This window comes from Novosphingobium sp. (assembly GCF_036733805.1).
GTDB lineage: Bacteria > Pseudomonadota > Alphaproteobacteria > Sphingomonadales > Sphingomonadaceae > Novosphingobium.
In genome coordinates this window covers 43099-55474 of the sequence record NZ_DAIMZT010000002.1, presented here as the reverse complement: position 1 = coordinate 55474, position 12376 = coordinate 43099, and the positions used below count along the sequence as shown (strand labels likewise).

Below are 12376 nucleotides of genomic sequence, written 5' to 3'. Positions count from 1 at the left end.
CCGCAACTTCGTGCTCGCCGCCCTTTTCGGCGGGCAGGGGCTCGTTTAACCGTACGGCCTATGGATTCACGCTCCGCCAATGTCTTCGGCATCGATCGCTCGCTCACCGGCAAGGTCTGGCGCTGGCGCGGCGGCAACATGCACTTGTCGGAAGGGGCGGGCGGTCTTGAGGACGATATCGTCACTCAATTGTTGCTGTCCCGCGGTGTCGCCCGTGAAGACTTGGCTCGCCATCGCGTTCCGTCACTACGGGCCTTCCTGCCCGACCCATCCCAGTTTCGCGACATGGACGCGGCCGCCGAACGTCTCGCACAGGCGGTGATGACCGGCGAAACGTTAACAGTCTATGGCGACTATGATGTGGATGGAGCGACCAGCGCCGCGTTGCTGATCCTGCTGATGCGGCGCCTGGGCCATGAGGCGCGCTACTACATTCCTGACCGGTTGCTTGAAGGATATGGCCCCAGCGGAGAAGCGCTGGTGCGCATCGGGGCCGAAGGCTCGAGCCTCATCGTCACTGTCGATTGCGGCGCCATGGCGCACGAGGCCCTGGACATGGCGCACGAGGCCGGTGTCGACGTGATCGTGGTCGATCATCACAAGTGTGCTCCCGAACTCCCCCGCGCCGCCGCTCTGGTGAACCCGAACCGGCTGGACGAAGGCGAAGTTGCCGCCGGTCACGGCCATCTCGCCGCCGTGGGCGTCGCCTTCCTGCTGGCGGTGGCGACCCTGCGCACTTTGCGGCGGCGTGGTTATTTCGAGACAAGGGCGGAGCCTGACCTGTTCGCCCTGCTCGATCTGGTCGCACTGGGCACCGTTGCGGATGTGGCCGCGCTTCATGGTCTTAACCGGGCCCTGGTGGCGCAAGGACTCAAGGTCATGGCCCGGCGCGACAATATCGGCATGGCGGCGCTGATCGACGCAAGCCGCCTGAACCGTGCTCCGACCTGTTCCGACCTGGGCTTCGCGCTGGGGCCGCGCATCAATGCGGGCGGCCGTGTGGGGGAAGCCACCCTCGGCGTGCGTCTACTCACGGCTACCGATGCACAGGAAGCGCGTGAGATCGCCGCTCAGCTTTCGCGGCTCAATGACGAGCGGCGCGCGATCGAGCAGGTGGTGCAGGAAGCCGCCGAGGCGCAGATCGAGCGCCAGCACAACCGCGCGGTCCTCATCCTGGCCGGTGTCGGTTGGCACCCCGGCGTCATCGGCATCGTGGCCGGGCGGATCAAGGAAAAGACCGGCAAACCCACGCTGGTCATCGCGCTAGAGGCGGATGAAGCCGGCTGCGGCAAAGGGTCTGGTCGCTCGATCGCCGGCGTGGATCTGGGCGCCGCAATCATTGCCGCACGCGAGGCGGGCCTGCTTGTCGCCGGCGGCGGACACGCCATGGCAGCGGGTTTGACGGTGGCCCCGGAGAAGCTCGAGGCCCTGTCGGAGTGGCTGGACTCGCAGCTGGCCGCCGACGTCTCGCGGGCCGGTGCCAACCAGTCCGTTCTGCTGGACCTGGCCGTTGCACCGCGCGGCCTGACGACGCAGTTGATCGAAACCCTGGAAAGCGCTGGTCCCTTCGGCATGGGCTGGCCCGGTCCGCGCGTGGCAGTAGGGCCGGTGCGCATCATGAAGGCAGATATTGTGGGCGTCGATCACCTCCGTCTGATCGTGGGCGGCCCGGACGGCGGACGTTTTAAAGCCATGGCCTTCCGCGCCGTTGAAACCGAGATGGGCCAGGCGTTGCTACATACGGCGGCTGATCGCCGTCTATGGCTGGCCGGCCGCGCGAAGATCGATGATTGGGGCACCCGCCCACAGGCCGAACTTCACGTGGATGATGCCGCTTTCGCCGACTGAAAGGCACGAGTCGATTTTATCTCGCGCGGGGCTTGACCCCCCCGCAACCCGCCGCTAGAGCGCCGGTCCTGCCTCCGGCACTGCTCGGAACGGCCCCTTCGTCTAGCGGTCTAGGACGCGGCCCTTTCACGGCTGAAACACGGGTTCGATTCCCGTAGGGGTCACCATCCGATGCAGTGCTAGGCAGGCCAAATGGCTATGGCCCCTTCGTCTAGCGGTCTAGGACGCGGCCCTCTCACGGCTGAAACACGGGTTCGAGTCCCGTAGGGGTCACCAGCTTTACAGTTCAGATAATGTCTCAGCCTGAATCAGGCCGATATTCCGCCGCGTTCGAACCGTGCGTCCATATGCCTAGCGCAAAGCGGCGCAAGGCTGGCAAACGCTGAAGAACCGTCTTGCGCGGCGGCAATTATCTAACGCTCGACAAGCACATCGTCTCCAAGGAAATGCTGAACGGCGTCAGTCAGCGCATATCGCTTGGTTCACAACCAGCGACATGGATGCGAGTGCAACGAGGAAAAAGCGGTGTCGTCCCGCGGAGCATTGAGCTTCGTCGCATCGAACGGGATTTTGAGCGTAGATCGCGGCGGTCTGCATGGGTTCGTGAAGTGATCTTGCCCTCCCTTGAAGGAAAAGAGCTTAAGTGACCAGGTCGGCGCTGGACGGCTAGCACGGTCGCTTTGGTGGCGCACGGTCGGCAGATCGACGAAGGAGACGGTGGAAATGTGAGTCACTCCCTTGCTGCCGGCGAACTGATGGATGAGAAATGGCGGACTGGTTTCGCCAGCCGTGGAGAACGCCCGAAAGGAGGGATCATGTTCGTCGCTGCTTATTGGTGGAAGGTTCATCCCGGAAAAGAGGCGCAATTTCGCGCGGCCTGGCGGCGGGGGACGGAGTTGATCCGTGCGACTTACGGCTCGCTCGGATCGAGGCTTCATTGGGACGAGGAGGGAGGGCGCTTTATCGGCGTAGCCGAATGGCCCGACCGGGAGACGTGGCAGCGGGCTTATGATTCCAAGATGGTCTATGCCGATCAGGAAACGCGTGGCGCCTTCCTTGATGCGATCAGCGAAGCGGCGGATGAGCCGATGATGCTATTGGAAGTCACAGATGATCTCCTCGATCGCGACTTGCCTTTGCGGGATTCTTCGCGGACGTGACCAATCCCACGACGGAACTGGCTATCCGCGCGCGCCGGGCGGCATTCAACCGTGCTATCGTCGAAGGCGATGTCGCCGCGATTTCGTCCGTGCTGGGGCGCGATGTGATGATGGTGACGGGCAGCGACAGCGAGGTCGTGGCCGGACGCAACGCGCAGCTCAAAGTCTGGCGTCGAGAGTTCGCCAGTCCGGCTCGGATGATCTACACGCGTACTCCGGCAGCCATTGCCGTTTCCCGGATAGAGCCGGTCGCGCTTGAGCATGGTCATTGGCAAGCGACCGAGGCCAGTTCCGGCAGGGCGCTGGCTTTTGGGGATTACAGTGCGAAATGGCGCGAGGTGTTGGGGGAATGGGTGATCGTGGCGGAAATTTACGCAACGCTGGGGTGAGCGATCGGCCGGGCCCTTAACGTTTGGGGGGCGCCGCCGTGTTAGTTGCTATGTAGGCGGTTTACGACCGCAGAGAGCCGAAATTCGCGACGACAGGTGTGCCCATGCTCAGCAAGATCAATCCCGCGATTGTTGCCCAATGCTGGTACATGCGTCGCCACGTTCCCGAGGGCAGGCGGCGGCGGGAGGTTGATGGTGTGATGCATTGCACCTGCCGTTACTGCCAGCGGCCGATCCGCTCCCGCGACGGCGGCCGCTGGGATCTGGCAGAAGCATTTGATCTTGATGCTCTGGCCGAAGGCGCCCGCACCTGCCATTTCTGTGTCGTCGACACGCTCGATGACATGGTCATCGCGCGCTACCCGATGCCGCTCGGCGCCGGTGACGAAGATATTGCAACGCGCCTGGCCGAAATCTGCGAAAAACATGAGGTGGAGGATTCTGGAGGCGTGCTCCAGGTGCGTCTCGTCACTAACCGGAATGCGTTGCAGCAAGTACACTGACTTTGGCTGTCGCCCACGCGAAAAAGGCGTCATCGGATGCGATGGCGCCTTTTTCGTGAAGTGATGCGCGACAGGCTATGAAAGGATTGCCTGTCGCGCAGACCTGCGCCGATCAGTTTGCGGGCAGATTGAACTGGCGAGCCACATCGGCCTTGGTGAAGCTGACATAGTGGCTGTCGTAAGTGCCCGTCACGCGTTCACCCCGTACGAAAAGATGGAACGGAACGCCGAGGGAAGTGCGACCATCGATGACCGTCGAGTTACCCTTCTGAGTCGTGCTGTAAGAGTAGTCCACACCTTCATGCGAGAATTGGCGGGCTTCACCGGCGTGAGCGACGGCGGGAAGAGCCAGGAGAGCGGCGCTGGTGGCGATAATCGTCTTGAACATGGCAATAATCCTTGACTGGGTGCAGGAAGATTGCCTCTGACACCCCTTTTTGTTGCGATGCAGCAATTGCTGATCTTGCTAAGCATGGCAATTTACAAACTTCGATCACCTGTTGCGTTTTATGCAACTTTAATGTTCTTCCCCCTCCGAAGACGTGCGCGCGGTGACGCTGTCGCTTGCCGACCCGGATGCAGGCAGGTAACGCTAAGAACATGATCCCGCGGCTTTCCTTGTTTGCCATGTCTTTCGTCATAGGGTTGGCGGGCTGCCATGGAGAACACGGCGCCGATCTGTCCGGCAATGCCAATGACCATCTTCCTTTTCACGGCGTGCAAGAGGACGAGGTGGTCCGGATCACGGGCGCCGAGCCATTCTGGAGCGGCGAAGTGAAAGGCGGACAACTCACTTATGCCACCCCCGAAAAGCAAGCGGGCACGGTCATACCGGTCAGGCGCTTCGCCGGACGTGGCGGGATATCCTTTTCGGGACAACTTGGAAGCCGAGCCATGACGCTGGCGGTGACGCCCGGCAATTGTTCTGACGGGATGTCCGATAGGCGCTATCCTTTCGTAGTTACTTTGCGGTTGGGGGATGATCTGCGTCAGGGATGCGGCTGGACGGCGCGGCAACCGTGGACCAAGGCCGAATGAGTTCCGGGGTTATCCACGCGGGTATTGGCGGCTGGACCTTTGAACCTTGGCGCGGCACCTTCTATCCCGCTGACCTGCCTAAGGCGCGCGAACTGGAATTTGCAGCTTCGCGGCTGACCTCCATAGAGGTTAATGGCACTTTCTATAGCACTCAGTCGCCTGCAACCTTCGCAAAATGGCGCAAGGTGGTGCCGGAGGGTTTCGTCTTCGCTTTGAAGGCGTCGCGTTTCTGCACCCAGCGCAAGGACTTGTCCCAAGCGGGCGAGAGTATTGCCAGGTTCCTTGGGCAGGGGCTTGTTGAATTAGGCGACGCGCTCGGACCGATCCTGTGGCAATTTCCGACAACCAGAAAGTTCGATCCGGCCCAGATCGCGGCATTCCTGTCACTGCTGCCGTCCACGCAGGACGGGATTGCCTTGCGTCATGCCATAGAACCTCGGCACGCCAGCTTTGACGACCCGGCCTTCTTCGATCTGGCGCGGGGGGCAGGTGTTGCCGTGGTTCTTGCAGATTCTCCGAAATACCCGTCCTTTTCGGAACAGACGGCGTCCTTCACTTATGCACGGCTGCAGGACGCGCAGGAAGAGTTGGCAACCGGCTACGAGCCGAGCGACTTGGACAAGTGGGCCGACCGTGCGCGCTGTTGGGCATCCGACGGGCGAGACACCTTTGTTTTTTTCATCAATGGCGCCAAAATTCGCGCACCCGCGGCCGCGCAGGCTTTCATAGCCCGGCTTTAGCAGGCGCGGGGGCTAAGCCTGTCAACGCTTTTTGACGAACTCGGCCCGCAGGACCAAACCCTTGATGCCCGGATACTTGCAATCGATCTCTTGAGCGTCGCCGGTCAGCCGGATGGAGCGGATCAGAGTGCCCTGCTTCAGGATCTGGCCTGCGCCCTTGACCTCGAGATCCTTAATCAGCGTAACTTGATCGCCGTCTGCCAACACATTGCCCACGGCGTCACGCACGATCACCTCGCCTGCGGCCTTGCGGCGGGCGGCGAGTTCAGAGGCCGGCATCCAGTCCCCGCTTTCCTCGTCGTAAACGTAATCCTCGCCTTCAGGCATTTCATCCATTGCCGGGCTCCCTTGCCGTGTCGCGGCGGCATGGCAGCAGCATCGCACTTTGACGAGCAAAAACTTGGCCCACCATCCCGAAAGGGGAGTGCCGGAAGGGAGTACCAAGTGGTACGTCAATTACGCTGCAATGCAAAAATGGCGGATTCCTAAGCTTCTTAAGCATTGTTTGCTTTCCGTTAGACGGCGCCGATGCTAGAACAATCAGCAGAAGAAGGCGGAACGCACGTACGTTACCGCCTAGGAAGAGGATGCGTCATGAAGCAATTCCTGACAGCATTGCAGGCGGGCTTAGTTCTGTTTGCAATGGCGATGTCCGGTGCGGGTTGGGCCAGTGACGGCAAGGTGAAATCTGCCTCGCCAGGCGATGACGATCACACACGTGACGCTCTGGTTCCCCAAGCTGACGATCTTGTCCTTATCCAGCACAGCCTAAATTCTGCCAGCTTCGAATGAACTTGGCGGTGCAATCGCTTTGGAAAGGGAGGATCGTCCGCTGGTATGAAAGGTAGAGCGATTTCGGGCGCCTCGGCCGGAAATCGGCGGGTGGTTGTCAGGTTGCAGCGCACGTCAGCCTGAATAAAGAGACGGCGACCTTCGGGAAACGCCAAGGGCCGAGGGAGGGGAGAGCGCAAGGCGCGACAGGGATAACCTGCCGCGCCTTGTAGCATTTCAGGGGCGCCTCGACTTACGCGTTGGAGGGCCCGGCCTTGTCCCGGATATTTCCTCGCGATGTTTATGCTGCAGGATTGGAATGACGTGAATGTCGGGGTACAGGGCGGAAACTGCCTTGCGTGTCATGTGATGGTCATAGAAGTGTCATCATACACCAATAGGGGCGTTCCAGAGTTAGGCCCAAGGGGTAACCATCATGCATTCGAACAGGAAAATCATCTTTGCGGCCGCGTCCGTGCTGGCACTCAGCGCATGCGGGGGATCCGGAACTTCTGGTGGTTCCCGCGACTTCGTGCGTGCCGTAGGCTCGTCAACGGTTTATCCCTTCGCCACCGCCGTTGCTGAGGCGTTCGCGAAGGAAGGCCATAAGTCGCCCGTCATCGAATCGACCGGAACAGGCGCTGGCATGAAGCTGTTCTGCGCCGGCGTGGGCGCTCAGCATCCGGATATCGAAGACGCTTCCCGCCGGATGAAGAAGAGCGAATACGAAGAATGCAAGAAGAACGGCGTCACTGACATTGTCGAGGTTCAGGTCGGCATTGACGGAATTGCCTTTGCCGAAGCCAAGAGCGGCCCTGGCATGCAACTGACCCCCACTGATATTTATAAGGCGCTTGCCGCCAATCCCTTCGGCAAGCCCAATGCCGCCAAGACCTGGAAGGACGTGAACCCGTCCCTGCCGGATGAGCCGATCCTCGTTTACGGTCCGCCCTCCACCTCAGGTACGCGCGATGCTCTCAAGGAACTGATCCTCCAGGGCGGCTGCGACACTGACCCCGCCATGGTCGCGCTCAAGAAGAGTGATGAGAAGAAGCATACCGCCGTCTGTCAGGATATCCGTGAGGACGGTCCGTACGTCGATGCCGGTGAGAACGACAATCTGATCGTTCAGAAGCTTTCGCAGAATCCCAAGGCGCTGGGCATTTTCGGTTATTCGTATCTTGAAGAAAATGCGGCCACTCTGAATGGCGTGCCGCTGTCTGGCATCAAGCCGACTTACGACGCGATCGCTAACTTTAGCTATCCCGGCGCGCGTCCGCTTTACATCTATGTCAAGAAGCAGCACCTGAGCCCGATTAAGGACCTCAAGGCTTATGTTAATGCATGGACCAAAGCTTGGGGGCCGGACGGCTATCTCAAGCCGAAGGGCATGATCGTCGCGACGGATGACGTCCGCAAGAAGAGCGCTGAGATCGTCGCTAAGATGACCCCGCTTGATCCCAGCGTACTGAAGTAACGGAAAGTCACGGCCAGTCATGATTCTCACCGGGGTTCTCCTGGCCGTGCTCGGCCTGGGCCTTGTCGGCTGGTTTGCCGCGCGGGCCCGGGCGCGGTTGCTGCGCACGGGCCGGGAAACGTTGCATTCAATGCCCGGTTATCACGGTTGGCACGTTGCTTTGTGGATCCTGGTTCCGGCACTGCTTGCTTGGACTGTATGGTCGGTGGCGATGCCGGGGTTCGTGGAGGGGGCGGTCATGACCGAACCCGCCGCCGCTCAGCTTCCGGCCGAGCCGATGCATCGCGCTGCGATCCTGGCCGAGGCCGGCGCACTTGCCGCGGATCCCTCCGCAGCGGCCTTCGATCAGCAGGCGCAAGCGCTTGCTGAGCCGATGCGGGCGGCGCAGACGCGCTTCGCGATCATCGGGGCACTGCTGGTGCTGGTCGTCGCCTTCGCAGGGGGCGGATACGGTTTTACGCGGGTGCGCGCCGCGTTTCCCGCACGTGCTCAGGTTGAGAGAGCGGTGCTGGCGCTCCTACTGGCCGCCTCGCTCATGGCGATCCTGACGACCTTCGGGATTGTCGGTTCGCTGCTGTTCGAAGCGGGCATGTTCTTCCGCGATGTTTCGCCGATCGCTTTTCTCACCGGCACTCACTGGGCGCCGGGCAATGCCCACGGGACCGATATAGCCGGTAACTTCGGCGCGGTGCCGCTGTTCTGGGGCACGATTTACGTTGGCGCCATCATCGCCATGATCGTTGCCATTCCGCTCGGTTTGATGAGCGCCATCTACCTTACCCAATATGCTTCAGGCACGATGCGCAGGTGGCTCAAGCCGATGCTGGAGATTCTCGCGGGCATCCCCACGGTTGTCTACGGCTATTTCGCGGCGCTTACGGTGGCGCCGCTCATCCGGGACTTCGCCGGAAATCTGGGTATGCCTAACCCCTCGACCGAAAGCGCGCTGGCAGCCGGCCTGGTCATGGGCGTGATGATAATTCCCTTCGTATCCTCGATGGCCGATGATGCGTTGGCGGCGGTTCCGCGCGCGATGAGCGACGGTTCGCTGGCGCTGGGCGCGACCAAGTCCGAGACGATCAAGAAAGTGCTGCTCCCGGCCGCACTGCCTGGTATTGTCGCTGGCGTAATGCTGGCGATCAGCCGCGCGATCGGCGAGACGATGATCGTGGTTATGGCCGCTGGCGCTTCTGCTCGCCTTTCAGCCAATCCCTTTGCTTCGATGACCACCGTCACTTATCAGATCGTCCAGATGCTGACGGGCGACCAGGAGTTCAACAGCCCCAAGACCCTTTCCGCCTTCGCGCTGGGTCTGGTGCTCTTCGCTGTAACCCTCGTCCTCAACATCATCGCCTTGCGCGTCGTCAAACGGTTCCGCGAAGCTTATGAGTAAGTCCGACTTGAACTCGCCCGCTTTCGCCAAGCGGTTGAAGCGCCGCCACGCGGCGGAACGACGCTTCAAGCTGATCGGCCTGGGAGCGATAGTGCTCAGCCTCGCCTTTCTGGCTCTGCTGCTGTTCATCATGATGCGCAATGGCTTGGGCGGTCTTAACTGGGGTTTCCTGACGGGCTCGGATTCGACCGATCCTCATACCGCCGGCATTTGGAGCGCGGCGAAGGGCTCATTCCTGACCATGTTGGTAACGCTGCTGCTTTCTTTTCCAATGGGAGTGCTGGCAGCGATTTACCTGGAGGAATTCGCCCCGCGCTCACGCTGGATCGAATGGGTGGAGGTTTCCATCAACAACCTGGCCGCGGTGCCTTCGATCATTTTCGGCCTCCTTGGCCTGGCTGTTTTCATCAACACGATGAACCTTCCGCGCTCTTCACCGCTGGTCGGCGGGTTGACGCTGGCGCTGATGACCATGCCCGTGATCGTCATCTCAGGGCGCAACGCGATCAAGGCCGTGCCGCCATCGATCCGCGATGCGGCTTTGGCGGTGGGAGCCAGCAAAGTGCAGGCGGTGTTCCATCATGTTCTGCCTCTCGCATTGCCCGGCATTCTGACGGGCACGATCATCGGCATGGCGCGCGCGCTCGGCGAAACCGCGCCGCTGCTGATGATCGGCATGCGTGCCTTCATTGTTACCCCGCCTGGCGGCATTACTGATCCGTCAAGCGTGCTGCCGATGCAGATATTCTTGTGGTCTGACGAAATCGACAAGGCTTTCGTTCAGAATACGTCCGCCGCCATCATCGTTCTGCTGGTCTTCCTGCTGGCGATGAATGGCCTTGCGATTTACCTTCGCAACAAATTCGAAGTCCGCTGGTAGGGACATGATCGAAACCAAGCTTACAGCCCGCAATGTCGATGTCTGGTATGGCCCTAAGAAGGCCATAGACAATGTTTCCATCGATATCGACAATGGCATCGTCACAGCCTTCATCGGCCCTTCCGGCTGCGGCAAGTCCACCTTCCTGCGTTCATTGAACCGGATGAATGACACCATCGCCGGCGCGCGAGTGACGGGCGAGATCATGCTTGATGGCGAGGATATTTACGCGCAAGCGATGGACCCTGTCGCGCTGCGCGCGCGGGTCGGGATGGTGTTCCAGAAGCCAAACCCGTTTCCCAAATCGATCTACGAAAACGTCGCTTATGGCCCGCGCATTCACGGCTTGGCGGAATCCAAGTCCGAAATGGACGGGATCGTTGAAAACGCCCTTATCAAGGCCGGACTTTGGGACGAGGTGAAAGACCGCGTCAATGACGCCGGCACCGCGCTTTCGGGCGGTCAGCAGCAGCGTCTGTGCATCGCGCGCGCCATTGCGGTGAGCCCGGAAGTGATCCTGATGGATGAGCCGTGTTCTGCGCTTGATCCCATTGCGACCGCCAAGATCGAGGAACTGATTGACGAGTTGAAGGAAAACTACGCAATCGTGATCGTCACTCATTCGATGCAGCAGGCTGCGCGTGTTTCGCAGCGCACCGCTTTTTTCCACCTCGGCAACCTTGTGGAGTATGGTGAGACAAGCGAAATCTTCACCAATCCGCGCGAAGAAAAGACCAAGGATTACATTACCGGCCGCTACGGCTGATGCCGTCGGCTCATGGGGAACACGCCATGGTAGACCATACCGTCAAGGCTTTCGATTCAGAGATCGGCCAGCTTCGTGGCCTTGTCGCGGAAATGGGCGGGCTTGCCGAAGTCGCGATCCGCGACGCCATTACCGCGCTTGTCCAGCATGACGAGGATCTGGCCAACCAGGTGGTCGCCGCCGATGCGCGCCTCGATGCCCTGGAAGCCGAGGTTGATCGGCTGGCGGTGCGGACGATCGCCTTGCGGGCGCCGATGGCGGACGACTTGCGCGATGTGATCGCCGCGCTGAAGATTTCCGGCGTTATCGAACGCATCGGCGATTATGCCAAGAACATCGCGAAGCGCGCTACCGCGCTTGAGGGCCGCAACAAGATCGAGCCGGTCACGCTGGTCCCCGCGATGGCTGAGATCGCGGAAAGCATGGTGCGCGATGTGCTTAACGCTTACGGCTCCCGCGATGCGACGCTGGCGGTGGAGGTGATCCGTCGCGATGCCAAGCTGGATCAGTTCTACAACACGCTGTTCCGCTCGCTGCTCACGCACATGATGGAAAACCCGGCGACGATCACCAGCGCCGCCCAGCTTCTTTTCATTGCCCGCAACCTGGAGCGGATCGGCGACCATGCGACCAACGTCGCTGAGATGGTCTATTATGCCGCGACCGGCGAGTATTGTGCTGAACGCGACAGCCACACAGACGATACCGGGAGCATTGCATGAACCCCACCGTCCTGGTCGTCGAGGACGACAGCGCCCTTTGCGAACTGCTTACCTGGAATCTAAGTGCGGAGGGTTACGAAGTGCGGTCCACGCCTGATGGCGAGGAAGCGCTGTTGATGGTGCGCGAACAATTGCCGGATGCCATCATTCTGGATTGGATGATCGAGCAGGTCCCCGGCATCGAGGTCTGCCGCCAACTGCGCAAGGACAAGGAAACCGCGCAGATCCCGATCCTCATGCTCACTGCACGCGGTGAAGAAGAAGACATGATCCGCGGCCTTAAGACGGGCGCGGACGATTACGTCACCAAGCCCTTCTCGCCGCGCGAACTGCTGGCACGGATTGAGGCGCTGCTGCGGCGAGCGCGCCCTTCGCTGGCGGGCAGCGTGCTGCAATGGGGCGATATCGAACTTGACGCTACGTCGCACCGTGTCCGGCGCAATGGCGAGGCGCTTCACCTGGGTCCCACGGAATTTCGCCTGCTGCGTTATTTCATGGAAAGGCCGAACCGCGTGGTTTCGCGTCAGCAAATTCTCGATGGCGTTTGGGGCATGGATTCCGACATCGACGAACGCACCGTTGATGTGCACATTCGTCGCCTGCGCAAGGCGATCAATCGCGCTGGGGATACAGATCCGATCCGCACCGTGCGCGCGGCCGGCTATGCGATGGACGTGAGCTGAAATAGC

15 protein-coding genes and 2 tRNA genes are annotated in these 12376 nt (G+C 60.8%); 15 read left to right on the top strand and 2 right to left on the bottom strand.

The genetic code is table 11. From position 1 onward, the window contains the following. Positions 1-60 precede the first annotated feature (60 nt). The 6 genes from recJ to V7D69_RS00905 all read left to right on the top strand — a co-directional run bounded on the left by recJ (position 61) and on the right by V7D69_RS00905 (position 3900). Positions 61-1848 carry a single-stranded-DNA-specific exonuclease RecJ gene (recJ, locus tag V7D69_RS00930; protein ID WP_333604844.1) on the top strand — a complete coding sequence of 596 codons (1788 nt, stop codon included), beginning with the start codon at positions 61-63 and terminating at the stop codon, positions 1846-1848. Positions 1849-1939: 91 nt separating this feature from the next. After that, positions 1940-2015 (top strand) — tRNA-Glu (locus V7D69_RS00925). Positions 2016-2048: 33 nt separating this feature from the next. Continuing rightward, positions 2049-2124: transfer RNA gene (locus tag V7D69_RS00920), tRNA-Glu, on the top strand. Positions 2125-2663: 539 nt separating this feature from the next. After that, positions 2664-3008, top strand: coding sequence for an antibiotic biosynthesis monooxygenase family protein (locus V7D69_RS00915; protein WP_324060900.1), 345 nt, complete (start codon positions 2664-2666; stop codon positions 3006-3008). Further along, complete coding sequence (locus V7D69_RS00910) at positions 3005-3397, top strand: DUF4440 domain-containing protein (RefSeq protein WP_333604843.1); 393 nt, start codon at positions 3005-3007, stop codon at positions 3395-3397. Before V7D69_RS00915 ends, V7D69_RS00910 begins: the two co-directional genes overlap by 4 nt. 104 nt (positions 3398-3501) lie before the next feature. Further along, a complete protein-coding gene (locus tag V7D69_RS00905; protein ID WP_324060896.1) occupies positions 3502-3900 on the top strand; it encodes a hypothetical protein in 399 nt (132 codons plus the stop codon). A 112-nt stretch (positions 3901-4012) separates the two neighbouring features. Here V7D69_RS00905 and V7D69_RS00900 read toward each other — a convergent pair whose 3' ends face one another. Next, positions 4013-4288: a hypothetical protein gene (locus V7D69_RS00900; protein ID WP_324060897.1), complete on the bottom strand. Its 276-nt coding sequence runs from the start codon at positions 4286-4288 to the stop codon at positions 4013-4015. 212 nt (positions 4289-4500) lie between these two features. Between V7D69_RS00900 and V7D69_RS00895 the strand changes: the two genes are divergently transcribed. Together V7D69_RS00895 and V7D69_RS00890 are read left to right on the top strand one after the other, a co-directional pair. Continuing rightward, a complete protein-coding gene (locus V7D69_RS00895; RefSeq protein WP_333604842.1) occupies positions 4501-4938 on the top strand; it encodes a COG3650 family protein in 438 nt (145 codons plus the stop codon). Then, the gene (locus V7D69_RS00890) at positions 4935-5678 is read left to right on the top strand and encodes a DUF72 domain-containing protein (protein WP_333604841.1); all 744 of its coding nucleotides are present in this window, start codon (positions 4935-4937) and stop codon (positions 5676-5678) included. The genes V7D69_RS00895 and V7D69_RS00890 overlap by 4 nt, the downstream gene beginning before the upstream one ends. A gap of 21 nt (positions 5679-5699) precedes the next feature. On the opposite strand, the gene V7D69_RS00885 is transcribed toward V7D69_RS00890, so the two are convergent. Beyond that, positions 5700-6005, bottom strand: a complete 306-nt coding sequence (locus V7D69_RS00885) for an alkylphosphonate utilization protein (protein ID WP_324064644.1) — start codon at positions 6003-6005, stop codon at positions 5700-5702. 267 nt (positions 6006-6272) lie between these two features. On the opposite strand from V7D69_RS00885, the gene V7D69_RS00880 reads away from it, so the two are divergent. The 7 genes from V7D69_RS00880 to phoB all read left to right on the top strand — a co-directional run bounded on the left by V7D69_RS00880 (position 6273) and on the right by phoB (position 12370). After that, a complete protein-coding gene (locus V7D69_RS00880) occupies positions 6273-6470 on the top strand; it encodes a hypothetical protein (RefSeq protein ID WP_324064634.1) in 198 nt (65 codons plus the stop codon). A 415-nt stretch (positions 6471-6885) separates the two neighbouring features. Next, entirely contained in the window at positions 6886-7926 is a 1041-nt protein-coding gene (locus tag V7D69_RS00875; RefSeq protein WP_324064635.1) for a substrate-binding domain-containing protein, read from the top strand. Positions 7927-7945: 19 nt separating this feature from the next. Continuing rightward, entirely contained in the window at positions 7946-9319 is a 1374-nt protein-coding gene (gene pstC, locus V7D69_RS00870) for a phosphate ABC transporter permease subunit PstC (protein WP_333604840.1), read from the top strand. After that, the gene (pstA, locus tag V7D69_RS00865) at positions 9312-10199 is read left to right on the top strand and encodes a phosphate ABC transporter permease PstA (protein WP_333604839.1); all 888 of its coding nucleotides are present in this window, start codon (positions 9312-9314) and stop codon (positions 10197-10199) included. Before pstC ends, pstA begins: the two co-directional genes overlap by 8 nt. Before the next feature lie 4 nt (positions 10200-10203). Continuing rightward, the gene (pstB, locus tag V7D69_RS00860; protein WP_333604838.1) at positions 10204-10965 is read left to right on the top strand and encodes a phosphate ABC transporter ATP-binding protein PstB; all 762 of its coding nucleotides are present in this window, start codon (positions 10204-10206) and stop codon (positions 10963-10965) included. Between the two features lie 26 nt (positions 10966-10991). Then, positions 10992-11687 carry a phosphate signaling complex protein PhoU gene (gene phoU, locus V7D69_RS00855; RefSeq protein ID WP_324064639.1) on the top strand — a complete coding sequence of 232 codons (696 nt, stop codon included), beginning with the start codon at positions 10992-10994 and terminating at the stop codon, positions 11685-11687. Next, on the top strand, positions 11684-12370 hold the full coding sequence (phoB, locus tag V7D69_RS00850) for a phosphate regulon transcriptional regulator PhoB (protein WP_324064640.1): 687 nt from the start codon (positions 11684-11686) through the stop codon (positions 12368-12370). The genes phoU and phoB overlap by 4 nt, the downstream gene beginning before the upstream one ends. The last annotated feature ends 6 nt before the right edge of the window (positions 12371-12376 follow it).

What these genes read in the sequence shown, in the direction of transcription:
- V7D69_RS00875 (WP_324064635.1), top strand. Translation starts at nt 6,886, where the DNA reads ATGCATTCGAACAGGAAAATCATCTTTGCGGCCGCGTCCGTGCTGGCA.
- pstA (WP_333604839.1), top strand. Translation starts at nt 9,312, where the DNA reads ATGAGTAAGTCCGACTTGAACTCGCCCGCTTTCGCCAAGCGGTTGAAG.
- V7D69_RS00900 (WP_324060897.1), bottom strand. Translation starts at nt 4,288, where the DNA reads ATGTTCAAGACGATTATCGCCACCAGCGCCGCTCTCCTGGCTCTTCCC.
- phoB (WP_324064640.1), top strand. Translation starts at nt 11,684, where the DNA reads ATGAACCCCACCGTCCTGGTCGTCGAGGACGACAGCGCCCTTTGCGAA.
- pstC (WP_333604840.1), top strand. Translation starts at nt 7,946, where the DNA reads ATGATTCTCACCGGGGTTCTCCTGGCCGTGCTCGGCCTGGGCCTTGTC.
- V7D69_RS00895 (WP_333604842.1), top strand. Translation starts at nt 4,501, where the DNA reads ATGATCCCGCGGCTTTCCTTGTTTGCCATGTCTTTCGTCATAGGGTTG.
- V7D69_RS00905 (WP_324060896.1), top strand. Translation starts at nt 3,502, where the DNA reads ATGCTCAGCAAGATCAATCCCGCGATTGTTGCCCAATGCTGGTACATG.
- V7D69_RS00885 (WP_324064644.1), bottom strand. Translation starts at nt 6,005, where the DNA reads ATGCCTGAAGGCGAGGATTACGTTTACGACGAGGAAAGCGGGGACTGG.
- pstB (WP_333604838.1), top strand. Translation starts at nt 10,204, where the DNA reads ATGATCGAAACCAAGCTTACAGCCCGCAATGTCGATGTCTGGTATGGC.
- phoU (WP_324064639.1), top strand. Translation starts at nt 10,992, where the DNA reads ATGGTAGACCATACCGTCAAGGCTTTCGATTCAGAGATCGGCCAGCTT.
- recJ (WP_333604844.1), top strand. Translation starts at nt 61, where the DNA reads ATGGATTCACGCTCCGCCAATGTCTTCGGCATCGATCGCTCGCTCACC.
- V7D69_RS00915 (WP_324060900.1), top strand. Translation starts at nt 2,664, where the DNA reads ATGTTCGTCGCTGCTTATTGGTGGAAGGTTCATCCCGGAAAAGAGGCG.
- V7D69_RS00880 (WP_324064634.1), top strand. Translation starts at nt 6,273, where the DNA reads ATGAAGCAATTCCTGACAGCATTGCAGGCGGGCTTAGTTCTGTTTGCA.
- V7D69_RS00890 (WP_333604841.1), top strand. Translation starts at nt 4,935, where the DNA reads ATGAGTTCCGGGGTTATCCACGCGGGTATTGGCGGCTGGACCTTTGAA.